This is a genomic window from Frigoribacterium salinisoli (assembly GCF_054781095.1).
Genome location: NZ_BAAGVB010000001.1, coordinates 1182816 through 1205676, shown reverse-complemented (window position 1 = coordinate 1205676; position 22861 = coordinate 1182816). Strand labels below are relative to the sequence as shown.

26 protein-coding genes are annotated in these 22861 nt (G+C 73.2%); 22 read left to right on the top strand and 4 right to left on the bottom strand.

Translation table 11 applies throughout. The features are described from left to right. Window positions 1-984, bottom strand: a complete 984-nt coding sequence (gene lipA / locus ACYVHQ_RS05670) for a lipoyl synthase (RefSeq protein ID WP_460511165.1) — start codon at window positions 982-984, stop codon at window positions 1-3. Next, a complete protein-coding gene (lipB, locus tag ACYVHQ_RS05665; protein WP_460511164.1) occupies window positions 981-1634 on the bottom strand; it encodes a lipoyl(octanoyl) transferase LipB in 654 nt (217 codons plus the stop codon). The genes lipA and lipB overlap by 4 nt, the downstream gene beginning before the upstream one ends. Before the next feature lie 105 nt (window positions 1635-1739). On the opposite strand from lipB, the gene ffh reads away from it, so the two are divergent. Beyond that, complete coding sequence (gene ffh / locus ACYVHQ_RS05660) at window positions 1740-3302, top strand: signal recognition particle protein (RefSeq protein WP_460511163.1); 1563 nt, start codon at window positions 1740-1742, stop codon at window positions 3300-3302. A gap of 291 nt (window positions 3303-3593) precedes the next feature. On the opposite strand, the gene ACYVHQ_RS05655 is transcribed toward ffh, so the two are convergent. Next, a complete protein-coding gene (locus ACYVHQ_RS05655) occupies window positions 3594-4736 on the bottom strand; it encodes a glutamate--cysteine ligase (RefSeq protein ID WP_460511162.1) in 1143 nt (380 codons plus the stop codon). A 246-nt stretch (window positions 4737-4982) separates the two neighbouring features. Between ACYVHQ_RS05655 and rpsP the strand changes: the two genes are divergently transcribed. The 13 genes from rpsP (at window position 4983) to ACYVHQ_RS05590 (ending at window position 14437) form a co-directional block, all read left to right on the top strand. Then, complete coding sequence (rpsP, locus tag ACYVHQ_RS05650; protein WP_460511161.1) at window positions 4983-5390, top strand: 30S ribosomal protein S16; 408 nt, start codon at window positions 4983-4985, stop codon at window positions 5388-5390. 3 nt (window positions 5391-5393) lie between these two features. Then, window positions 5394-5624: an RNA-binding protein gene (locus tag ACYVHQ_RS05645; RefSeq protein ID WP_460511160.1), complete on the top strand. Its 231-nt coding sequence runs from the start codon at window positions 5394-5396 to the stop codon at window positions 5622-5624. 18 nt (window positions 5625-5642) lie between these two features. Beyond that, the gene (rimM, locus tag ACYVHQ_RS05640) at window positions 5643-6257 is read left to right on the top strand and encodes a ribosome maturation factor RimM (protein ID WP_460511159.1); all 615 of its coding nucleotides are present in this window, start codon (window positions 5643-5645) and stop codon (window positions 6255-6257) included. Window positions 6258-6259: 2 nt separating this feature from the next. Beyond that, window positions 6260-6967 carry a tRNA (guanosine(37)-N1)-methyltransferase TrmD gene (trmD, locus tag ACYVHQ_RS05635; protein WP_460511158.1) on the top strand — a complete coding sequence of 236 codons (708 nt, stop codon included), beginning with the start codon at window positions 6260-6262 and terminating at the stop codon, window positions 6965-6967. Window positions 6968-7034: 67 nt separating this feature from the next. Then, complete coding sequence (locus ACYVHQ_RS05630) at window positions 7035-7628, top strand: hypothetical protein (protein WP_460511157.1); 594 nt, start codon at window positions 7035-7037, stop codon at window positions 7626-7628. A gap of 161 nt (window positions 7629-7789) precedes the next feature. Next, entirely contained in the window at window positions 7790-8137 is a 348-nt protein-coding gene (rplS, locus tag ACYVHQ_RS05625; protein WP_460511156.1) for a 50S ribosomal protein L19, read from the top strand. 64 nt (window positions 8138-8201) lie between these two features. After that, window positions 8202-8951 (top strand): signal peptidase I, encoded by a 750-nt coding sequence (gene lepB / locus ACYVHQ_RS05620; protein WP_460511155.1) that lies wholly within the window; start codon window positions 8202-8204, stop codon window positions 8949-8951. Beyond that, complete coding sequence (locus tag ACYVHQ_RS05615) at window positions 8948-9589, top strand: ribonuclease HII (RefSeq protein WP_460511154.1); 642 nt, start codon at window positions 8948-8950, stop codon at window positions 9587-9589. The genes lepB and ACYVHQ_RS05615 overlap by 4 nt, the downstream gene beginning before the upstream one ends. Before the next feature lie 41 nt (window positions 9590-9630). Further along, the gene (locus ACYVHQ_RS05610) at window positions 9631-9954 is read left to right on the top strand and encodes a DUF2469 family protein (RefSeq protein ID WP_460511153.1); all 324 of its coding nucleotides are present in this window, start codon (window positions 9631-9633) and stop codon (window positions 9952-9954) included. Between the two features lie 110 nt (window positions 9955-10064). Beyond that, window positions 10065-10421: a YraN family protein gene (locus tag ACYVHQ_RS05605; protein WP_460511152.1), complete on the top strand. Its 357-nt coding sequence runs from the start codon at window positions 10065-10067 to the stop codon at window positions 10419-10421. Beyond that, entirely contained in the window at window positions 10418-11947 is a 1530-nt protein-coding gene (locus ACYVHQ_RS05600) for a YifB family Mg chelatase-like AAA ATPase (RefSeq protein ID WP_460511151.1), read from the top strand. The genes ACYVHQ_RS05605 and ACYVHQ_RS05600 overlap by 4 nt, the downstream gene beginning before the upstream one ends. A gap of 38 nt (window positions 11948-11985) precedes the next feature. Next, a complete protein-coding gene (dprA, locus tag ACYVHQ_RS05595; RefSeq protein WP_460511150.1) occupies window positions 11986-13209 on the top strand; it encodes a DNA-processing protein DprA in 1224 nt (407 codons plus the stop codon). A 316-nt stretch (window positions 13210-13525) separates the two neighbouring features. Then, window positions 13526-14437, top strand: a complete 912-nt coding sequence (locus tag ACYVHQ_RS05590; RefSeq protein ID WP_460511255.1) for a tyrosine recombinase XerC — start codon at window positions 13526-13528, stop codon at window positions 14435-14437. A gap of 41 nt (window positions 14438-14478) precedes the next feature. Here ACYVHQ_RS05590 and ACYVHQ_RS05585 read toward each other — a convergent pair whose 3' ends face one another. After that, on the bottom strand, window positions 14479-15156 hold the full coding sequence (locus ACYVHQ_RS05585; protein WP_460511149.1) for a M23 family metallopeptidase: 678 nt from the start codon (window positions 15154-15156) through the stop codon (window positions 14479-14481). Between the two features lie 138 nt (window positions 15157-15294). On the opposite strand from ACYVHQ_RS05585, the gene ACYVHQ_RS05580 reads away from it, so the two are divergent. The 8 genes from ACYVHQ_RS05580 to ACYVHQ_RS05545 all read left to right on the top strand — a co-directional run bounded on the left by ACYVHQ_RS05580 (window position 15295) and on the right by ACYVHQ_RS05545 (window position 22826). Further along, window positions 15295-16740: a sugar porter family MFS transporter gene (locus tag ACYVHQ_RS05580; RefSeq protein ID WP_460511148.1), complete on the top strand. Its 1446-nt coding sequence runs from the start codon at window positions 15295-15297 to the stop codon at window positions 16738-16740. Window positions 16741-17034: 294 nt separating this feature from the next. Next, a complete protein-coding gene (gene rpsB / locus ACYVHQ_RS05575) occupies window positions 17035-17970 on the top strand; it encodes a 30S ribosomal protein S2 (RefSeq protein ID WP_460511147.1) in 936 nt (311 codons plus the stop codon). 45 nt (window positions 17971-18015) lie between these two features. Continuing rightward, window positions 18016-18843, top strand: coding sequence for a translation elongation factor Ts (tsf, locus tag ACYVHQ_RS05570; RefSeq protein WP_460511146.1), 828 nt, complete (start codon window positions 18016-18018; stop codon window positions 18841-18843). Window positions 18844-18997: 154 nt separating this feature from the next. Continuing rightward, window positions 18998-19717, top strand: coding sequence for a UMP kinase (gene pyrH, locus ACYVHQ_RS05565; RefSeq protein WP_460511145.1), 720 nt, complete (start codon window positions 18998-19000; stop codon window positions 19715-19717). Window positions 19718-19749: 32 nt separating this feature from the next. Then, the gene (gene frr / locus ACYVHQ_RS05560) at window positions 19750-20307 is read left to right on the top strand and encodes a ribosome recycling factor (RefSeq protein ID WP_460511144.1); all 558 of its coding nucleotides are present in this window, start codon (window positions 19750-19752) and stop codon (window positions 20305-20307) included. Then, window positions 20307-21305 (top strand): phosphatidate cytidylyltransferase, encoded by a 999-nt coding sequence (locus ACYVHQ_RS05555; protein ID WP_460511143.1) that lies wholly within the window; start codon window positions 20307-20309, stop codon window positions 21303-21305. Before frr ends, ACYVHQ_RS05555 begins: the two co-directional genes overlap by 1 nt. 84 nt (window positions 21306-21389) lie before the next feature. Further along, window positions 21390-21962 carry a DivIVA domain-containing protein gene (locus ACYVHQ_RS05550; protein ID WP_460511142.1) on the top strand — a complete coding sequence of 191 codons (573 nt, stop codon included), beginning with the start codon at window positions 21390-21392 and terminating at the stop codon, window positions 21960-21962. A gap of 63 nt (window positions 21963-22025) precedes the next feature. Continuing rightward, a complete protein-coding gene (locus tag ACYVHQ_RS05545) occupies window positions 22026-22826 on the top strand; it encodes an aggregation-promoting factor C-terminal-like domain-containing protein (protein ID WP_460511141.1) in 801 nt (266 codons plus the stop codon). Window positions 22827-22861 lie beyond the last annotated feature (35 nt).

Genomic DNA, 22861 nt, shown 5'->3' with positions numbered 1-22861 from the left:
CTACACCGCCTGCCGGCCGGGAGCCGCGTCGGCCAGGTGGCGCAGCGCCTCCGGCAGCTCGCGGCCCTGGGCCGTCATCGTCCGTGCCCAGAGGCGCCCGGCCCGGTACGACGAGCGCACGAGCGGCCCGGCGAGCACGCCGCTGAAGCCGATGTCCTCCGCGATCTCGCGCAGGTCGACGAACTCGTCGGGGTGCACCCACCGCGCGACCGGCAGGTGGCGCGGGCTCGGGCGGAGGTACTGCGTCAGCGTGACGATGTCGGTGCCCGCCTCGTGCAGCCGCTCGAGGGCGTCGATCACCTCGTCGCGCTCCTCGCCCATGCCGAGGATCAGGTTCGACTTCGTCACGAGGCCCGCGGCGCGGCCCTGCGCGAGCACGTCGAGCGAGCGCTCGAACGTGAAGGCCGGGCGGACGCGCCGGAAGATCCGCGGCACCGTCTCGACGTTGTGCGCGAAGACCTCGGGTCGCGCGTCGAACACCTGCCCGAGCCGCTCGGGTCGGCCGTCGAAGTCGGGCACGAGGATCTCCACGCCCGTGCCCGGCGAGAGCTCGTGCACCTGGCGGATCGTCTCGGCGTAGAGCCAGGCGCCCCCGTCGTCGAGGTCGTCCCGCGCGACGCCCGTGATCGTGGCGTAGCGCAGGCCCATGGTGCGCACCGACTCGGCGACCGACCGGGGCTCGCGGCGGTCGAGGGGGCTCGGGCGACCCGTGTCGATCTGGCAGAAGTCGCAGCGCCGGGTGCACTGCGCGCCGCCGATGAGGAACGTCGCCTCGCGGTCCTCCCAGCACTCGTAGACGTTCGGGCAACCGGCCTCCTGGCAGACCGTGTGCAGCCCCTTGTCGGCGACGAGGTCGGTGAGGGCGCGGTACTCGGCGCCCTGCTTCGCCGTCGTGCGGATCCAGGCGGGCTTCTGCTCGATGGGGGTCGCCGCGTTGCGCGCCTCGACGCGCAGCAGGCGGCGGCCCTCGGGGGCGGCGCTCACGCGGGCACCGCGACCGGCTCGGCGAGGGTGGGGTCGAGCAGGTCGACGAGCGCGGCCTCGAGCGCGTCGGCGACGTCGCCGACGCCGACGGGACGGCCGGAGGCGCGGGTCAGGTCGGTCACGCCGGCGTCCGTGATCCCGCACGGCACGATGGTGCGCCAAGGGGCGTCCCCGGTGTCGCAGTTGAGGGCGACGCCGTGCGTCGTGACCCCCTGCGCGACGCGCACGCCGACCGCCGCGACCTTGGCCGGGCCTCCTGCGCCGTCGACCCAGGCGCCGCTGCGGCCGGCGACCGTGCGGGCCGTGACGCCGACGGCCGCGGCGGCGACGAGCAGCGCCCGCTCGAGCCGTCGCACGTGGGCGACCACGTCGACGGGCTCGGGCAGGCGCACGATCGGGTAGGCGACGAGCTGGCCGGGACCGTGCCAGGTGAGGCGGCCGCCGCGGTCGACGGGCACGACGGGGGAGCCGTCCGAGGGTCGGTCGTCGGCGCGGCTGAGCGCGCCGGCCGTGTACGTGGACGGGTGCTGGCAGAGCACGAGCGCCGAGGGAAGGCGTCCCTGCACGACGTCGTCGTGCAGGCGACGCTGGAGCGCGAGGCCCTCGAGGTAGTCGAGGGGCGGCCCCTCGAGGCCCAGGCGGAGAGTCATGGGCAGGACGGTAGCGCACTTCTTGTACGCCGTACAGCAATTGCGGCGAGGTCAGGAGGCGCGGGAGCCGCCAGCGCGCGGCCGACCGGTTAAGATGGCAGCACCATGGCCACTTTTGGAACGCTCTCCGACCGCCTCACCGACACGTTCCGCAACCTGCGGAACAAGGGCAAGCTCAGCCCCGCCGACGTCGACGGCACCGTGCGCGAGATCCGTCGCGCCCTGCTCGACGCCGACGTCGCCTTCGAGGTCGTCAAGGCCTTCACGACGACCGTGCGCGAGCGCGCCCTCGGCGACGAGGTCAACCAGGCGCTCAACCCGGCCCAGCAGGTCGTGCAGATCGTCAACGAGGAGCTCGTGGCGATCCTCGGCGGCGAGCAGCGACGGCTGCGGTTCGCGAAGCAGGCGCCGACGGTCATCATGCTCGCGGGCCTGCAGGGCGCCGGCAAGACGACGCTCGCCGGCAAGCTCGCCAAGTGGCTGAAGAAGGACGGCCACACGCCGATCCTGGTCGCGGCCGACCTGCAGCGCCCCAACGCCGTGCAGCAGCTCCAGGTCGTCGGCGAGCAGGCCGGGGTCCCCGTCTTCGCGCCCGAGCCGGGCAACGGCGTCGGCGACCCGGTCAAGGTCGCCAAGCAGGCCCTCAAGCACGCCCGCGACAAGGTGCACGACGTCGTCATCGTCGACACGGCCGGTCGGCTCGGCGTCGACGCCGACCTCATGAAGCAGGCCGCCAACATCCGCAAGGCCGTCGACCCCGACGAGGTCCTCTTCGTCATCGACGCCATGATCGGCCAGGACGCCGTCGCGACCGCCAAGGCCTTCCAGGCCGGCGTCGACTTCACGGGCGTCGTGCTCTCCAAGCTCGACGGCGACGCCCGGGGCGGTGCGGCGCTCAGCGTCGCGTCGGTCACCGGCCGCCCGATCATCTTCGCCTCGACGGGCGAGTCGCTGGACGACTTCGAGCCGTTCCACCCCGACCGCATGGCGAGCCGGATCCTCGACCTCGGTGACGTCCTCACCCTCATCGAGCAGGCCCAGGCGGCCTTCGACGAGGACGAGGCGCGGGCCGTCGCCGAGAAGTTCGCCACCGACAGCTTCACCCTCGACGACTTCCTCAAGCAGATGCAGCAGCTGCGCAAGATGGGGTCGATCAAGGGCATGCTCAGCATGCTGCCCGGGGCCAAGGGCATGCGCGAGCAGCTCGACCAGTTCGACGAGCGCGAGATCGTGCGGACCGAGGCCATCATCCAGTCGATGACCCCGGCCGAGCGCGCCACCCCGAAGCTGCTCAACGGCTCGCGCCGACTGCGCATCGCCAAGGGCTCCGGCATGACGGTGACCGAGGTGAACCAGCTCGTGCAGCGCTTCGAGCAGGCCTCGAAGATGATGAAGACCGTGGCCAAGGGTGGCGTGCCGCAGGTGCCCGGCATGGGGCCGATCCCCGGTGCCTCGTACGGCGGCAAGAAGGCCCCGGCCAAGAAGAAGGGCTCCAAGGCGGGCAACCCGGCCAAGCGGGCGGCGCAGAACGCCGCCCTCGCCTCCGGTGCCAAGCCCGCCGTCCCCGCCGGTGGCGGTCAGGGCTTCGGCCTGGGCGGTGGCGGGGCCAAGGGGGCTCCGAGCCCCGAAGAGCTCGAGCAGCTGCAGAAGATGCTCGGGCGGGGCTGACCGTTCCTCCCCAGCACGTCCCCGACGCCCGGTCACGGATCACCGTGACCGGGCATCGTCGCGTGGGCTAGCGTCCTCGTACCGACATGTCGGATGAGGCATGACGGAGGGCGCAGGGGGCGACGGCTGACGGTGGACGACGCGGCGCTGGGCGAACGACGAGTCCAGGGCTGAGCCGGTCGGGATCGACCTCGCTCGCTCCCGGGCCGGCCTCGACGCGCACCTGCCGGCGTCGACGTGCTCCGCGCTCGGCCTACTACTGATCGCCACCCGCCCGGGGGTGGCCCGCGACTACAGGCTGCCGTCGAGCCCCTCGCGGAGCTCGCGCACGAGCGAGGCCACCACGGGTCGCAGGTCGCCGCCGTGCTGCGCGGCCACGGTGAGCTGGCGCTGGTAGCTCGCCCCGTGGTCCGCGATGCGGGCGATGCCGTGCAGGGCGTCGAGGCAGCCGAGGCGTTCGGCGGTCGGCTCGAGTCGTCGCACGAGGTCGCGGAGGTCGTCCGTGACGAGGCGCTCCTCGCCCTGCGCGTCGAGGATCACGATGGCGTCCATGCCGTAGCGGGCCGCGCGCCACTTGTTCTCCCGCACGTACCAGGGCTGCATGACCGGCGGCACCTCGCCGGCGTCGAGGCGCCCCGACATCTCGTCGACGAGGCACTGCACGAGCGCGGCGACGGCGGCGACCTCCTCGAACGTCGAGATGCCGTCGAAGACGCGCGTCTCGAGCGTGCCCCAGCGGGCGGAGGGGCGCAGGTCCCAGCGCAGCTCGCTGGGCTCGTCCACCACGCCCGTGCGGACCATGTCGCCGACCATGGACTCGTAGTCCGACCACGTCGCGAACTGCGGGGGCAGGCCGGCCGTGGGCAGCTGCTGGAACAGCAGGGCACGGTTCGACGCGTACCCGGTCTCCTGCCCGCTCCAGAACGGGCTCGACGCCGTGAGGGCCTGGAAGTGCGGCACGTAGCGGAGCAGGCCGTTGAGGATCGGCAGCGCCTTGTCGGGGGAGTCGAGGCCCACGTGCACGTGCACGCCCCAGATGGCCATCTGCCGGCCCCACCAGCGCGTCCGGTCGATGAGGGTGGCGTAGCGCTCCTTGCCCGGCGTGACCTCCTGGTCCGCCCACGTGCTGAAGGGGTGCGTCCCCGAGCAGAGGAGGTCGGCGCCGAGCGCCTCGACCCGGGGGCGCACCGCGTCGACGGTCGCCCGGAGGTCGTCCACGGCGTCGGGGACCCGGTGGTGCACGCCCGTGACGACCTCCACGGTGTTCGTGAGGAGCTCGGCCGTGAGGCGCTCGTGGCCGTCGTTGAGGGCGGCCAGCTCGGCGAGCACGGCGGGCGCGTGAGGGGCGAGCTCGCCCGTGCCCTGGTCGACGATGGCGAGCTCCCACTCGATGCCGAGGGTGGAGCGCTCGGACGGGGCGAAGTCGATCTTCATGCGGGCCTCCAGGGCAGGGGTCCGGGCCATCCTGGCAGGCCGCCCCCGGCCCCGTCCGGTCCGCGTCGACATCGGTGCACGGGGGATTGGCGGGAGTGCGTCCGAGTCTGCAACAATGGGAGGTCGAGTCGTGGCTTTCCGACCCTCTAATCAGATCGACCTCGACCCCATCAGAGCTCTCGAGCCGAGTGTGCCCCCACGCTCACGGCTGGCAACTCGATCACCACACACCACATCAGGAGAACCGTGTCAGTCAAGATCCGTCTCAAGCGCATGGGCAAGATCCGCGCCCCGTACTACCGCATCGTCGTCGCGGACTCGCGCACCAAGCGTGACGGTCGCGTCATCGAGGAGATCGGCAAGTACCACCCCACCGAGGAGCCCTCGTTCATCCAGGTCGACTCCGAGCGTGCGCAGTACTGGCTCGGCGTCGGCGCGCAGCCGACCGAGCAGGTCGAGGCGCTCCTGAAGCTCACGGGCGACTGGGGCACCTTCAAGGGCGAGGGCAGCACCGAGAACCTCGTCAAGACGAAGGCCCCCAAGGAGGGCTACGTCGCCGACGAGAAGAAGAAGCCCGTCCTGGTCCCGAAGGCGGACAAGCCCGCCGCCAAGACCGAGGAGCCCGCCGACGACGCCGAGACCGTCGAGGCGTAGTCAGTGCTCGCACCTGCACTCGCACACCTCGTCCGGGGGATCGTCGATCACCCGGACGAGGTGCAGGTCGCGGAGAAGACCTCGCCCCGCGGCGACGTCCTCGAGCTCCGCGTCCACTCCGACGACCTGGGTCGCGTGATCGGCCGCAACGGTCGCACCGCGAAGGCCCTCCGCACCCTCGTCACGGCCCTGGCCGACGGACAGCGCGTGCGCGTCGACGTCGTCGACTCCTGATCCGTGGCTGCTGACCCCGTGTCCTCCACCGATCGCACGACCCTCCGCGTGGGCCGCCTGACCAAGGCCCACGGGCTCAAGGGCGCGCTCAAGCTCGAGCTCTTCACGGACACGCCCGAGCAGCGGTTCACGCCGGGTGCCCGGTTCGCCCTGCAGGTGCCCGAGACCAGCGAGTGGCACGGCCGCACGCTGACGCTCGCCGAGCTCCGCTGGTACAACGGCAACCCGGTCGGTTTCTTCGAGGGGGTCGGCGACCGCAGTGCGGCCGAGTCCCTCGTCAAGGCGATCCTCTGGGTCGACCAGGCCACCGACGAGCTGCCGCAGGAGGACGACGCCTGGTACGACCACCAGCTGGTCGGGCTCCGCGTCGAGCGCGACGGCGTGGTCGTGGGCACCGTCGCCCGTGTCGACCACCTCCCCGCACAAGACCTGCTGGCCGTCGACACCGAGGCCGGCGAGGTGCTCGTGCCCTTCGTCGCCGCCCTCGTCCCGACGGTCGACGTCGAGGCCGGTCGGGTCGTCGTGACGCCGCCCGCCGGGCTCTTCGAGGAGCTCGCCGACGACAGCGTCGACGCGGACGCGACCGACGAGGCCGAGGCGACCGTCGAGGCCGACGACTCCGGCGCCCGCTGACCGTGCGCATCGACATCGTGTCGATCTTCCCCGAGTTCTTCGGGGTGCTCGACATCTCCCTGCTCGGCAAGGCCCGGCAGCAGGGGCTGCTCGACGTGCACGTGCACGACCTGCGCACGTTCACGCACGACCGGCACCGCACCGTCGACGACACGCCCTACGGGGGCGGGGCGGGCATGGTCATGCGGCCCGAGCCCTGGGGCGAGGCGCTCGACCTCGTCCTGGGCGACGACGCCGACCCGTCGACGACCACGCTCGTGGTCCCGTCGCCGGCAGGCACGCCGTTCACGCAGGCCACGGCCCGCGACCTCGCGGCGGTCCCGCACCTCGTGTTCGCCTGCGGGCGGTACGAGGGCATCGACCAGCGCGTCGTCGACCACGCCGCGACCCGGGCCACCGTGCGCGAGATCAGCCTCGGCGACTACGTGCTCAACGGCGGCGAGGTCGCGGTGACGGCCATCGTCGAGGCCGTGGGGCGCCTCCTGCCCGGCGTCATCGGCAACCCCGAGAGCCTGACGGAGGAGAGCCACGAGGGCGGCCTCCTCGAGTACCCGAGCTACACCAAGCCGGCGACCTGGCGCGGTCTCGAGGTCCCCCCGGTGCTGCTCAGCGGCAACCACGGGGCGATCGCGGCCTGGCGGCACGAGCAGCAGCTCGAGCGCACGCGCCGCGTCCGTCCCGACCTCCTGGCCGACGTGCCCGACGCCTGACCTGCTCCGCACCCGGTCCCCGCACCGTGTCAGGCGTTCCCCACGCGGGGGCCGTACGCTTCCGCCCATGGCGATCCGACGCTTCGTCCACCGTGCGCTCTGGCCCGCGCTGCTCCTGCTCCCCGCCTGGGTGCTGCTCGGGCGGGCCTTCTTCGGCGTGCCGCTGGGCCTGCAGTTCCTGGGGCAGCTGCTGCTCGTCCCGATCCTGGTCGTGGCGACCGCGGTCGCCACGCTCCTGGTCGTCACGCGGCGCTCGGTGCGGCAGCGCCGCGTCGTGTCGTGGCTCGACGTCGGGCTCTTCGCCGCGCTCTGGGTGGGGCAGCTCGGCCTCGGCACGTTCCTCGTCGACGGGTCGGCGGGCGGCCCGACGGCGTCCGTGCTCACCCGCCTCGCCGGCGACGACCTGCGCGACCTGTCCACGGCGCTCTTCGCCGTGTCGGCCGTCGTCACCGTCAGCGCCCTGGTCGCCCTCGTCGTCACGGCCGGGCGACGCTGGCTCACCGAGACGCGCGAGCGCGTGACGTCCTCCCTGGCGGACCTCGACGCGGTGGCGCGGCGTGCCCAGCAGGACGCGGCGCAGGGCGGCGCAGGAGGCCCGGGTCGCCCCGGCGCGTCCGGACCGGTCATCACCATCACGCCCCGCCGCGACGGGCAGCAGTAGCCGGCCCGTGGTGGCGTCGCGTGCCCGCCGTGTGGCAGAATGAGCGTTCGTGCCTGCGCACGGCTCTGCCACAGGGGAGCCGGCCACACCGGAGCACGTCCCCTTTCCTCGTCATCACACACCGCGGTCGACCTGTGGCGGTCGCAGAGAGCGAACTCACCATGCACATCCTCGACTCCGTCGACGCGGCCTCGCTGCGCACCGACATCCCCGACTTCCGCGCCGGCGACACCGTCAAGGTGCACGTCAACATCATCGAGGGCACGCGTTCGCGCGTCCAGGTCTTCCAGGGCGTCGTCATCGGCCGCCAGAACGAGGGCGTCCGCGAGACCTTCACGGTCCGCAAGGTCAGCTTCCAGGTCGGCGTCGAGCGCACCTTCCCCGTGCACTCCCCGGTCATCGACCACATCGAGCTCGTGAGCCGTGGCGACGTGCGCCGCGCCAAGCTCTACTACCTGCGCGAGCTGCGCGGCAAGAAGGCCAAGATCAAGGAGAAGCGCGACCACTGATCGCGTCCCTGGTCCTCTCCCGAGCTCCCCTCCGTCTACGATGGAGGGGAGCTCGGGTGGTTAAATGACGAACACATTCCTGCGACCCCGGTCGCGCAGCGAGTCGCCGTCCGGCGGGCGCAGCATCCTGAGGTTCCTCCGCGACGTCATCGTCATCTTCGTCGCGGCGCTCCTCATCTCGTTCCTGATCAAGACGTTCCTGATCAGGTCGTTCTACATCCCCTCCGGGTCGATGGAGCAGACGCTCCAGATCGACGACCGGATCATCGTCAACGAGCTCGTGCCCGACCTCGTCGACGTGGAGCGCGGCGACGTCGTGGTCTTCAAGGACCCGGGCGGCTGGCTCGACGGCACGCCCACGGCCTCCGCCTCGACGGGCGGCCCACTGGCCGACGGCCTCGCGTGGTTCCTCACCCAGGTCGGGCTGGGCGCCCAGGACAGCGACGAGCACCTCGTGAAGCGCGTCATCGGCCTGCCCGGCGACACCGTCGCCTGCTGCGACGACTTCGGCCAGCTGTCGGTGAACGGCGTCCCCCTCGACGAGTCCGCCTACGTCAGCCTCCCCGTGGGCGAGGAGCGGGCCTCCGGCGTCGACTTCTCGGTGACCGTGCCCGAGGGATCGCTCTGGGTCATGGGCGACAACCGGTACAACAGCCAGGACAGCCGGTACAACACCGGTACGCCGAGCAAGGGCTTCGTCCCCCTCGACGACGTGGTGGGGCGTGCCTTCGTCATCAGCTGGCCGCTCGACCGCTGGACCTGGCTCAGCGACCATCCCGAGGTGTTCCGCGGGACGGAGCAGGAGGGCCGGTGAGCCCCGTCGTCGAGCCGACGCTCGACGTCGAGCGGGAGCTGCACGCCGGCGGTGCCGAGTGGGTCATCGGGTGCGACGAGGTCGGACGCGGGGCCATCGCGGGTCCCGTGGCGGTCGGCGTGAGCGCCGTGCTCGGGGACTGCACGGAGGCCCCGGCGGGGCTCCGCGACTCGAAGCTGCTCAGCGAGGCCCGTCGCGAGGCGCTCTTCCCGGCCGCGGGGGAGTGGTGCCACCGCTGGGCCGTGGGGCTCGCGGGGGCCGACGAGGTCGACCGGCTGGGCATCGTCGCGGCCCTCGGCCTCGCCGGGCGGCGCGCCCTGGTCGAGCTGCACGACCTCGGCGTCGGCGTGCTCCGCTCGGTCGTGCTGCTCGATGGGGCGCACGACTGGCTCACGCCCGCGCTCGGCACGCCGCCGCCCGTCCGGACGAGGGTGAAGGCCGACCGCGACTGCGCGTCGGTCGCGGCGGCGAGCGTGCTCGCCAAGGTGCACCGTGACCGGCTCATGGTCGCCGCCGACGCCGAGCACCCCGGGTACTCCTGGGCCTCCAACAAGGGCTACGGGTCGAAGGCGCACTACGCTGGGCTCGCCGAGCTGGGGCCGTCGCCGTTGCACCGCGTCAGCTGGCTCCGCGACTGACGACCGCCGTGCTCGGCGCGGGCACGTAGGATGGTCCACCGATGGACGAGGACGAGTTCGAAGACTACGACCGCGAGGTCGAGCTCGCGCTGTACCGCGAGTACCGCGACGTGGTGGCGCAGTTCCGCTACGTGGTCGAGACGGAGCGACGCTTCTACCTCGCCAACGAGGTGGAGCTCGTGCGGCGCGACACGGAGCACGACTTCTACTTCGAGCTCAGCATGAGCGACGTGTGGGTGTGGGACGTCTACCGGTCCGACCGCTTCGTCAAGAGCGTGCGCGTGCTGACCTTCAAGGACGTCAACGTCGAGGAGCTGGCCAGCCGCGACTTCGAGCTGCCCAAGGAGCTCGCGCTCGACGAGTAGGGCACCTCTCCTCCCCGTCTCCACGGTCACGGTCGCCGTCCCCGGCTGAGCCCCCGGTCCGCTCCCTCGTCGGTCGCTCCCCGTCATCCTCCCGTCAGGAGGACGACCGGATGAACGACACACGAGAACTGGGCCGCCGCGGCGAGAGCTGGGCCGCGGACTGGCTGACGGAGCGCGGCATGCGCATCCTCGACGCGAACTGGCGCTGCCCACGGGGCGAGATCGACCTCGTCGTGCGCGACGGCGACGAGCTCGTCGTCGTCGAGGTGAAGACGCGCCGGGGCACGAGCCACGGGCACGCGCTCGAGGCGGTGACCCCGGTGAAGGCGGCCCGCCTGCGCGGCCTCGCCCACGCCTGGCGCGAGGCGCACCCCGCCGAGCGGGGACCGATGCGGATCGACGTCGTCGGCATCACCGTCACCGGTGGGCGCCGCGACGTGCGGCACGTACGGGGGATCGAGCCGTGAGCGTCGCCACCACGAGGGCGGTGTCGCTGCTCGGCCTCGACGGCGTGCTCGTCGACATCGAGGCCGACCTCGGGGCGGGCCTGCCCGCCTTCGTGCTCATCGGCCTGCCCGACGCCTCGCTGGGGGAGTCGCGCGACCGCGTGCGCTCGGCCGCCACCAACTCGGGGCTGGCGCTGCCCGCGCGCAAGCTGACGGTCAACCTGTCGCCCGCGTCGCTGCCGAAGCACGGCGCCGCGTTCGACCTCGGCATCGCCGTCGCCGCGCTCGCGGCCGCCGGTCTCGTGCCCCGCGAGTCCGTGGCGCGGGTCGTGCACGTCGGGGAGCTCGGCCTCGACGGTCGGCTCCGGCCCGTCGACGGCGTGCTGCCGGCCGTCAGGGGCGCACAGCGCGCCGGGGCCGAGATCGTCATGGTGCCCACCGCCGACGTCGCCGAGGCCGAGCTCGTGCCCGGCGTCCGCGTCGTCGGCGTGCCGAGCCTGCGCGAGGCCGCGCTCTGGCACGGCGCCGAGCTCGATCCGGTGCCGACCGAGCCGGTGCGGCGGGGGCGACCGGCGCCTCCTGCCCCCGCCGTGGTCGACCTGGGCGACGTGATCGGCAACGAGCAGGCGGTCGAGGCGCTCGTCGTCGCCGCCGCGGGCGGGCACCACCTGTCCATGGTGGGTCCGCCCGGTGCCGGCAAGAGCATGCTCGCCGCCCGGCTGCCCGGGCTGCTGCCCGACCTCGACGTCGAGGCGGCCCTCGAGGTCGCGTCCGTGCGCAGCCTCTGCGGCGTCCCGGTCGGTGGCGAGCTCGACCTGCGGCCGCCCTTCGAGGCGCCCCACCACACCTGTAGCGCCGCGGCGCTCGTGGGCGGCGGGTCGGGCGTGCTGCGACCGGGCGCGGCGGCACGGGCGACCAGGGGCGTGCTCTTCCTCGACGAGGCGCCCGAGTTCGCGACGACCGTGCTCGACTGCCTGCGGCAGCCGCTCGAGTCGGGCGAGACCGTCGTGCACCGCTCGCGGGCGGTCGCGCGCTTCCCGGCGCGGTTCCAGCTCGTCGCCGCGGCGAACCCGTGCCCGTGCGGGCAGTACGGGGCCGGCGACGTCGAGTGCACGTGCACCCCCGTGCAACGTCGCCGGTACCTGGGCCGGCTGTCGGGGCCGCTCGTCGACCGCATCGACCTGCAGATCCGGGTGTCGCGCATCGCGACGGCGCAGTTCCGGCGGGCGAGGGACGTCACCGGCACGACCACCGCTCAGGCCCGGGCCCGCGTCGAGGAGGCCCGCGACCGGGCGGCGCGGCGGTTGGCGGGCACGGGGTGGACCCGCACGAGCCAGGTCGCGGGCAGCTGGCTGCGATCGGGTCCGGGGCGACTGCCGCTCGCCGCGACGGAGAGCGTGGACCGCGCGCTCGAGACCGGGGTCCTCACGATGCGCGGCTACGACCGGGTGCTGCGCATCGCGTGGACGCTCGCCGACCTCGCCGGCGTCGACCGGCCCGACGCGGGCCACGTGCGACGCGCGCTGTCGCTCCGGAGGTCGCTGTGAGCCCGGCGCCGCTCCTGGGCGTGCCGAGGGCCCGGATCGTGGACCTCGCGTGCACGGTGGGGGCCGCGCACCGCTCGGGCCGCGACGACGACGAGGCCCTCGAGGACTTCGCGGCGGGCGCCTGGTCGGCGATCGTCGAACCGGGCGACGCCGTCGGCGGGGCCCTCCGCCGTCACCTGGGCGCCCGCACCGCCCTCCGGGTCGTGCTCGAGCAGCTGCCCGATCCGGCAGCCGAGGGCGCGCCCGCGGTCGACGGCGTCCTCACGGCGCTCGCCGGGACGGGCCACGAGCTCACGCCGGCCGGGGTGCGGGCGGCGCTGGCGCGGTGGCGCCCGCGGACGACGCCGGAGCGGGTGCTGGGGGCGTTCCGCTCGGCCGCCCACGTGGGTGCCGCGCTCGTGCGCCCCGAGGCGCCCGGCTGGCCCGCGTCCCTCGACGACCTCGGCGACCACGCGCCCGCCGCCCTGTGGACGCGCGGGCGCCTGCCCGTACCGACGGCCCCGCGTGCCGTGTCGCTCGTCGGCGCGCGCGCCTCGTCGTCCTACGGCGAGCAGGTGACGGCCGACCTCGCGACGGCCCTCGGCGACCGCGGTCGCGTCGTCGTCTCAGGAGGCGCGTACGGCATCGACGGGACGGCCCACCGGGCGGCGCTCCTCACGCCCGCCTCCACGGTGGCGGTGCTCGCCGGCGGCGTGGACCACCTCTACCCCCGTGGCCACGACGAGCTCCTGCGCCGCGTCGTCGCCGACGGCCTGGTGCTCGCCGAGGTGCCCTGCGGGTCCTCCCCGTCACGGTGGAGGTTCCTGCAGCGCAACCGGCTCATCGCCTGCCTGTCGGCGACGACGGTCGTCGTCGAGGCGGGGCGCCGCTCGGGCACGCTCAACACGGCCGGGCACGCGAGCGTCCTCGGTCGGCCCGTGGGGGCCGTGCCCGGGCCGGTGACCTCGCCCTCGTCCGTCGGCTGCCACGCCCTGCTGCGGTCGGGCCTGGCCACGTGCGTCACGGGCGTGGACGACGTCCTCGAGCTCGCCGACGGCGGCCAGCCCTCCGGCGACGGTCCCACGACCGACGATCGCGACCGGGCCGCGCCCGAGGTGCGGCGCGTGCTCGACGCGCTCAGCGCGCGCACGCCGCGGACGGTGCCCGACCTCGCGGTCGCGACCGGGCTCGCCGTGGGTGACGTCGCGGGCGTGCTGGCCGAGCTCGAGCTCGCGGACGGCGCGGTGGAGCGGGAGCGGGGCTGGGTGCGGCGGGCGTCCTAGGTGCGGCACGCGCGCGCCACGTCGGTGCCCCTGCTCGCCTCTTGGAGGAGGTCGGGTCGAACCTCGTGGCGGCGGTGGGCCCGTTGCCTAGGCGTGGTTCGGGCCACGGTGGGTGGTTCGCGTGCGGCGGGTCGAGCGGATGAACCTCGTGGCGGCGGTGGGCCCGTTGCCTAGGCGTGGTTCGTGCGCCGAGGGGTGGTTCACGCGCGGCGGGCGCCCTGGGTGGAGCGGAAGCGGGGCTGGGTGCGGCGGGCGTCCTAAGTGCGGCGGGTGCCGCCGGGACGCCCGGGGTGCCTAGGCTCGGGGCGTGGAGATCATGGCCCGGACGCTCGCCGCCTTCGTCGAGCACCTGCGGCACGCCCGGGGGCTCAGCGAGCACACGATCCGCGCCTACCGCACCGACCTCGACGAGCTCGCCGAGCACCTCGCGGCGGCGGTGGGCGACGAGGCGACGGCTGCCGACCTCGACCTCGAGCGCCTGCGCGACTGGTTGTGGCGCGGCAGCGAGTCCGGCCTCTCCCGCGCGAGCCTCGCCCGGCGCAGCGCCAGCGCCCGCGCCCTCACCCGCTGGCTCGAGGAGTCCGGGCGGGTCGGTGCCGACCCCGGGGCACGCCTCCGGGCCCCCAAGGGCCAGGGACGGCTGCCGCGCGTGCTCACGCGCGAGCAGATGGACGGCGTGCTCTCGTCGCTCGCCGCGCGCGCCGGCACCGACGACGCCGGTGCGCTCCGCGACCTCGCCGTCGTCGAGCTGCTCTACGGCTCCGCGCTCCGCGTCTCCGAGCTGGTCGGCCTCGACGTGGGCGACCTCGACACCGCGCGGCTCACGGCCCGCGTGACCGGCAAGGGCGGCAAGCAGCGGGTCGTGCCCTTCGGCGTGCCCGCGGCCGGGGCGCTCGCCGCCTGGACCGCACGGGGTCGGCCGTCCCTCGCGACGGGCGTCGTGCCCACCCCCTCGGCCCTGTTCCTGGGTCCGCGCGGGGGCCGCCTCGGGGTGCGGAGCGTGCACCGGCTCGTCGCCGACCTCCTCGGGGAGCTGCCCGGTTCCGGCCCCTCCGGGCCGCACACGCTCCGCCACACGGCCGCGACCCACCTGCTCGACGGCGGGGCCGACCTCCGCGCGGTGCAGGAGATGCTCGGGCACGCCAGCCTCGGCACGACCCAGATCTACACGCACGTCTCCGCCGAGCGCCTCCGCGAGAGCTACCGGTCGGCCCACCCGCGCGCCTGAGCGCCGTGCCGCGGCGCGCGCCTGAGCGCCGCGGCCCGAGCTCAGCGTCGCGTCGGCAGGAGGACGCTCGGCTCGCCCCCGCCCAGGAACAGCAGGGGCGACACGTACGTGCCGTCGACGCGCGCGCCGAGGTGCAGGCACGACGGCCCGTCGGGGCAGTGCCCGGGGCGCAGGACCCCGATCGGCTGCCCCCGCTCGACCGCGTCGCCCCGCACCAGGTCGCTGGCGACCGGCTCCACGCTGCTGAGGACGCCGTCGCGGTGCCGCAGCGACAGCACCGGCCGGTCGACGACGACGCCGCTGAAGTGCACGACGCCGTCGTCGGGCGCGAGCACGACGGCGTCGACGGCGGCGCCGACGTCGAGGCCGCGGTGCCCCGGCGACCAGGCGTGCTCGGGGGCCACGAACGGCCGGAGGACCGGGTGCGGTGCCGGGACCGGCCACGACCACGACGCACCGCGCGGGGCGAACGTGCCCCGGGCCTCCTGCGCGACCGCGGCGGGGGCCGCGACGACGACCGGGGGACCCTGCCGGGCGTGCCCGGCGGCGCCGTCGGGGAGGACCGGGGCCACCGCGGCCAGGCCCGTCGCGACGAGGAGCGCGAGCCGTCGCCGCGGGCCGGGACGGCGCACGGACCGTGCGCCCCGACGAGGGACGGGGCGCGGGCCAGGGGGCGGGGGGAGGGGCCGGGTGCGGTCGGGCACGAGGAGGGGCTTCACGCCCCCGATCGTTGCGGTCCGTGCACGGAGCGCGAGCCGGGCGTACAGTCCCCTGTGCACGAGCAACCCGTGCGCGCAGTCGTGGGGGACCGGAGAGGGTTCCGACCCGCCGTGACCCCTGTCCTAGGAGATGATCACGTGTCGAGTCCGACGCAGCAGAACAGTGCCAACCCCAAGAAGCTCCGGAGGAGGGTGACGGGCCTGGCCATCGCGGCGGCCGTCGGCGGCTTCCTCTTCGGCTTCGACTCGTCGGTCATCAACGGCGCCGTCGGCTCGATCGAGGAGGAGTTCAGCCTCTCGCCGTTCGCCTCCGGCTTCGCCGTCGCGTCCGCCCTGATCGGCTGCGCCGTCGGCGCGTACTTCGCGGGCCGCATCAGCGACCGCATCGGCCGCATCAAGGTCATGCTCATCGGAGCCCTGCTCTTCCTCGTGAGCTCGATCGGCTCCACGATCGCGTTCAGCGTCTACGACCTCGTGCTCTGGCGCGTCATCGGCGGCCTGGGCATCGGCATCGCGTCGGTCGTGGCCCCTGCCTACATCTCCGAGGTGTCGCCCAAGGCGATCCGCGGGCGGCTGGCCTCGTTCCAGCAGCTCGCCATCACGCTCGGCATCTTCGCCGCCCTGCTCTCCGACCAGCTCTTCGCGGTCACGGCGGGCGGCGCGTCCGAGCCCAGCCTCTTCGGCCTCGCCGCGTGGCGCTGGATGTTCCTCGTCGGCCTCGTGCCCGCCGTCGTCTACGGCCTGCTCGCGCTCAAGCTGCCCGAGTCGCCCCGCTACCTCGCCGGCAAGGACCGCGAGGACGAGGCGCGCGAGGTGCTCACCGAGATCGTCCCCGCCGACACGGTCGACACGTCGCTCAAGGAGATCACCGACTCGATCGCCACCGAGGCGGCCCTCGAGAAGAAGTCGTCCGTCCGCGGCGACCGCTTCGGCCTGCAGCCCATCGTCTGGGTCGGCATCATCCTCGCGGTGCTGCAGCAGTTCGTCGGCATCAACGTGATCTTCTACTACTCGACGACCCTCTGGCAGGCCGTGGGCTTCCAGGAGGAGGACTCGTTCCTCATCTCGACGATCACGGCCGTGGTCAACGTCGCCGTCACCTTCATCGCCATCGGCCTCGTGGACAAGGTCGGCCGTCGCCCGATGCTGCTCGTCGGCTCCGCGGGCATGTTCGTCAGCCTCGCCGTCACGGCCCTCGCCTTCAGCCAGTCGCAGATCGTCGACGGCGAACCGCAGCTGCCCGGTGCCTGGGGCCCGATCGCCCTCGTCGCGGCCAACCTGTTCGTCGTCTCGTTCGGCGCCACGTGGGGTCCGCTCATGTGGGTCCTGCTCGGGGAGATGTTCCCCAACAGCATCCGCGCCACGGCGCTCGGCATCGGCAGCTCGGCCAACTGGATCGCGAACTTCCTCGTCACGGTGTCGTTCCCGTCGCTCGCCGACTTCAGCCTCGCGTTCTCGTACGGGCTCTTCGCCTTCTTCGCCCTCGTCTCGTTCTTCTTCGTGTTCACGAAGATCCCCGAGACCAAGGGTCGCTCCCTCGAGGAGATGGGCGTGACCGCCTCGAAGGGCGCCCGCACGCGCTGACCCGCCGCACCGCCACGACGCCCCCGTCCGGACGCTCCGGACGGGGGCGTCGTGCATCCCGGGCGCCGGGGCCCTGGTGCTACCATGAGCGAGCAGCCTGCCCAGCAGGCTGACTTCGCGTGCCCAGTCGTCCCCGACGATCACCGGCCTCCGCATCCACTCGGTCCCCTCAGAGCGCCTCGGCGCCGTGCGGGGCGGATGCGCGCCCGGGCACCAGGCAGGGGCGACCGACCGGTCGCCCGTCCAACCGACAAGCAGGCACGCACCGCCGTGCCACGAACGAGGAGAACGACCATGGCCGTCGTCACCATCCGCCAGCTGCTCGACAGCGGCGTCCACTTCGGACACCAGACCCGTCGCTGGAACCCCAAGGGCAAGCGCTTCATCCTGGCCGAGCGCTCGGGCATCCACATCATCGACCTGCAGCAGAGCCTGGCCTACATCGACCAGGCCTACGACTTCGTCAAGGAGACGGTCGCCCACGGCGGCACCGTCCTCTTCGTCGGCACGAAGAAGCAGGCCCAGGGCGCCATCGCCGAGCAGGCGAACCGCGTCGGCCAGCCCTACGTCAACCAGCGTTGGCTCGGCGGCCTGCTCACGAACTTCCAGACGGTGTCCAAGCGCCTCGCGCGCATGAAGGAGCTCGAGGACATCGACTTCGACGACACCACGCAGGGCTTCACCAAGAAGGAGCTCCTGATCAAGAAGCGTGAGCTCGACAAGCTCCACAAGACGCTCGGCGGCATCCGCAACCTCACCAAGACGCCCTCGGCGCTCTGGATCGTCGACGCCAAGAAGGAGCACCTCGCCATCGACGAGGCCAAGAAGCTCGGCATCCCGGTCGTCGGCATCCTCGACACCAACATCGACCCCGACGAGATCACCTTCCCGATCCCCGGCAACGACGACGCGATCCGCTCCGTGGGCCTGCTCACGCGCATCGTCGCCGACGCCGCGGCCGAGGGCCTCGTCCAGCGTCACCAGAAGCCCGAGGACGCCGAGGCGCCCGTCGAGCCCATGGCCGAGTGGGAGGCCGAGCTGCTCGCGCAGAGCCAGGCCGCCGAGTCCGCCGCCCCCGCCGCCGAGTCCCTCCCCACGCAGGAGAACGACGCCGACGCGCAGGTCGCCGAGAAGCCCCTGGGCGAGTCCGTCGTCGAGCCGGTCGCCGAGCCGGCCGAGGACGTCGCCACGGCGACCGACGCCGACGCCGCAGCGGTCGACGCCAAGTAGTCCTCCCCTCCTCTTCCTCCGACTCCACGAAAGGACGTCAGACACATGGCCAACTTCACCGCAGCCGACGTCAAGGCCCTCCGTGACCGCCTGGGCGCGGGCATGCTCGACAGCAAGAACGCGCTCGTCGAGGCCGACGGCGACATCGAGAAGGCCGTCGAGATCCTCCGCGTCAAGGGACTGAAGGGCGTCGCCAAGCGCGAGGGCCGTCAGACCACCGCGGGGCTCGTCGCCGCCAAGGCGAGCTCGGGCTACGCGACGCTCATCGAGCTCGCCAGCGAGACCGACTTCGTCGCGAAGAACGACAAGTTCATCGCGCTCGCCGACACGATCCTCGAGGCCGTCGCGGCCGCGGGCTCGTCGTCGACCGAGCAGGCCCTCGAGGTCACGCACGGCAGCCAGACGATCGGCGCCTTCATCAACGACGAGGCCGCCCTCCTCGGCGAGAAGGTCGAGCTCCGCACCGTCCGTCGCGTCGACGGCGACGACTTCGCGATCTACCTGCACAAGACCAGCAAGGACCTCCCCCCGCAGGTCGGCGTGGTCGTCGGCTACACGGGCGACGACGCCGAGACGGCGCGCTCGATCGCGCAGCACGTCGCGTTCGCGGCGCCGACCTACCTCTCGCGCGACGAGGTCCCCGAGGACCAGGTCGCCAAGGAGCGCGCCATCGTCGAGGAGACCGCGAAGAACGAGGGCAAGCCCGAGGCGGCTCTGCCCAAGATCATCGAGGGACGCCTGACCGGCTTCTTCAAGGAGATCGCGCTGCTCGACCAGGCCTACGCGAAGGACAACAAGCTGTCCGTCGCCAAGGTCGCCGAGCAGGCCGGCCTGACCCTCACGGGCTTCGCCCGCATCAAGGTCGGCAGCTAGGCACCACCACGACGGGGTCCGGGACGCACGTGTCCCGGACCCCGTCGTCGTGTCCGGGGGTCCGACGGACCCCGGGGCGCGACACGCGGTCACGGGCCTCGGAGCCCGGCACCGCTACCCTGGCCCAGGGCCACGACGAGACTGAGGAGTGCACATGACGAACGGGACGACGAAGCGGCGACGGGTCCTCCTGAAGCTCTCGGGCGAGGCGTTCGGGGGCGGCCAGCTGGGCGTGAACCCCGACGTCGTCGGGGGCATCGCCCGCGAGATCGCGCAGGCCGCGACCGAGGTCGAGATCGCCGTGGTGGTCGGCGGGGGCAACTTCTTCCGCGGGGCCGAGCTGAGCCAGCGCGGCATGGACCGGGGCCGGGCCGACTACATGGGCATGCTGGGCACGGTCATGAACGCCCTCGCCCTGCAGGACTTCCTCGAGCAGGCCGGCGCCGCGACGCGCGTGCAGTCGGCGATCGCGATGACGCAGGTCGCCGAGCCGTACATCCCGCGCCGGGCCGAGCGGCACCTCGAGAAGGGCCGCGTCGTCATCTTCGGCGCGGGCGCGGGCCTGCCCTACTTCTCGACCGACACGGTCTCGGCGCAGCGTGCGCTCGAGATCGGTGCCGACGAGGTCCTGGTGGCCAAGAACGGCGTCGACGGCGTCTACTCGGCCGACCCGCGGCACGACCCCTCGGCGGTCAAGCTCGACCGCCTGACCTACCAGGAGGCCCTCGTCCAGGGGCTCAAGGTCGTCGACTCGACGGCGTTCAGCCTCTGCATGGACAACGGCATGCCGATGCACGTCTTCGGCATGGAGGGCGACGGCAACGTCGCCGCGGCCATTCGGGGCGAGCGCATCGGGACCCTCGTCAGCAACTGACGACTAAGCTCGACACGAACCTAGGGAGCACCATGGCGATCACCGACGTACTGACCGACACCCGCGAGAAGATGGAGCGGGCGCTCGAGTCGGCCAGGACCGACTTCGGTCAGGTCCGCACGGGCCGCATCAACGCGGCCCTCTTCCAGAAGATCCCCGTCGACTACTACGGCACCCCGACCCCGCTCGCGCAGCTGGCGTCGTTGCAGGTGCCCGAGGCGCGCACGATGATCGTGACGCCCTACGACAAGTCGGCCCTGAAGGAGATCGAGAAGGCCATCGCGACCTTCCCGAACCTCGGAGCGAGCCCCACCAACGACGGCACCATCGTCCGCGTGACGATCCCGGAGCTCACCCAGGACCGCCGCAAGGAGTTCGTCAAGATCGTCCGGGGCAAGGGCGAGGACGCCAAGGTGCAGGTCCGCAACGTGCGCCGCAAGGCGAAGGACGACCTCGACGCCCTCAAGGGCGAGGTGGGCGACGACGAGGTGGCCCGTGCCGAGAAGGAGCTCGAGGCCATCACCAAGAGCTACACCGACCAGGTCGACGAGGCGCTCAAGAAGAAGGAAGCCGAGCTGCTCGAGGTCTGATGAGCGACGCTCCCGACGACGGCCGGCAGGAGGCCCCCGGCCCGGTCCGCAAGACGACGCTCGGCAGTCGACGGGCCGAGTTCGACGCTCGCGCCCAGGCGGCGCGGCACGACCTCGAGGCCCAGTTCCGCACGCGCAAGGCGCAGATCGACGAGCGCAACGCGGCGCTGACGGCCCGCACCGGGCGGAACCTGCCGGCGGCGATCGCCGTGGGCGTGGGCCTCGGTGCGGCCGTGGTGCTGAGCCTCGTCTTCGTGAAGGCGCTCTTCATGGTGGTGGCCGCGGCGCTCATCGCGTCGTTGTGCTTCGAGCTGGCGAGCGCGCTGCGCTTCGCGGGGCGTGACGTCCCGCGCCTGCCGAGCGTGCTCATCGGTCTCGCCATGGTGCCGGCCGCGTTCTACGCCGGTGCCCGGGGCCAGTTCCTGGCCCTGCTCGTCGGCGTGCTGCTGGTCACCGTCTGGCGGCTCGTCGAGACGCTGCGACCGTCCCACCGTGCGTCGACGGCCGAGCTGGTCCGCGACCTCGGCGCCGGGGCGTTCGTGCAGATCTACTGCTCGTTCCTCGGCACGTTCATGGTCGTGCTGGCCGCGGAGCCCGGCGGGCAGTGGTGGACCCTCGCCGGCCTCATCGTCGTCATCGCCGTCGACACGGGGGCGTACGCGACCGGCCTGAACTTCGGCAAGCACCCGATGGCACCCCGCATCAGTCCGAAGAAGACCTGGGAGGGCTTCGCGGGGGCCGTCGTCATCAGCCTCGTCGTGGCCGTGCTGCTCAGCGTCCTCATGCTCGGTCAGCCCTGGTGGTTCGGCCTGATCTTCGGTGGGCTCATCATCGTCACCGCGACGATCGGCGACCTCGCCGAGTCGCTCATGAAGCGCGATCTCGGCATCAAGGACATCAGCACCTGGTTGCCCGGGCACGGTGGGTTCCTCGACCGGCTCGACAGCACGCTGCCCTCGGCCGCGGTGGCGTACGCGCTCTACCTCGTCTTCGCGTGAGCGACTGCCCGTGCCCGTGCCCGTGCTCGTGCTCGTGCCCGTGCCCCCAGGCGCTGCGCGGTCGACGTGCGGCATGATGTCCGGGTGACTGCGACCTTCCCCACCGCTGCCAAGGGCCAGCTCGGCTACGACGTCGAGGAGGTCGACGCCTTCCTCGCGGAGGCCCGCCGGGCGTACACGAGCGGGGCCGAGGTCGGCGACGACGCGGGCGCCGACGGGGCCTCCGTCGACGCGACGCGCATCCGCCGCACGGCGTTCACGATGCGCAAGGGCGGCTACTCGACGAAGCACGTCGACGCGGCCCTCGAGCGCCTGGAGGACGCCTTCGCGAGCCGGGAGCGCGAGCGGGCGCTGGCCGGCGGAGGAGAGGCCGACTGGTACAGCGGGGCGCGGGGCGTGGCCGAGCAGCTGGTGGCCCGGTTCGACCGCCCCCAGGGTCACCGCTTCGACCGCGTCGGCCTGCTCACGCAGGGGTACCACCCGGACGACGTCGACCGCCTGGTGCGACGGCTGCAGGCCTACTTCACGGCGGGTCAGCCGCTGAGCATCGACGACGTCCGGTCGAGCGTGTTCCGGGCCAAGCGGGGCGGCTACCGCGAGGCCCAGGTGGACCACGTCCTCGACGCGGTCGTCGACGTCATGCTCGCGGTGCGCTGACCTCGTCCTCCCCGCGCGGGGTGCTGGTCGTCCGCAGCACCATCGGGTAGCCTCGAGCCACTCATGGCCAGGCACTCCGCACCCTCCGTCCCCGACGCGTCGAACGAGCGCGTCGCCGTGGTCCAGCGACCCCGCGCCGAGGTGCCCCGCGCGAGGCGATCCGCGTCCGCCCCCCTGCGCCTGGCGCCCGGTCGAGCGGTCGCCACGGGTCCCGTCGTGCGTCGGCGCCGTCACGTGCTGCCCCTGCTGGGCTTCTGCGCGTCCTTCGCCTTCGTCTCGGCCTCCCTGGTCAACCCGCTCGCGGGTGCCCAGGCGGCCACGGCGACGACAGGGGGCGCGGCGGCCCTGGTCGCGCCCGGCCAGTCGTTCACGGTCGACTCGGCCGTGGCGGCGACCACCGCGTCGCGCGACGCGTACGAGATCACGCAGTACGTGCCCCCTGCGCCGGTCGTGACCGAGACGCCCGAGCCCGGGGCGACCGAGGCCCCCGACGGGGCGGCGGACGCCCCTGCGGCTCCCGCGGCACCGAAGAGCAGCGGTGCCCCTGCGGCCGGCACGCCCGACCCGGGCAGCGCGAAGGCGGCTGCCGCCGAGCTCATCGCCGCGCGGGGCTGGGGCACGGGGGAGTACGACTGCCTCGTCGCGCTCTGGCAGAAGGAGTCCGGCTGGAACACCTACGCCTACAACCCGAGCGGTGCGTACGGGATCCCCCAGGCGTTGCCCGGCAGCAAGATGGCGAGCGCGGGAGCCGACTGGCAGACGAACCCCGCCACGCAGATCACCTGGGGACTGGGCTACATCTCCGGTCGCTACGGCACGCCCTGCGGCGCCTGGGGCCACTCGCAGTCCCACAACTGGTACTGAGCACGACGCGGCACCGTCGTCGCTGACCCCACCCA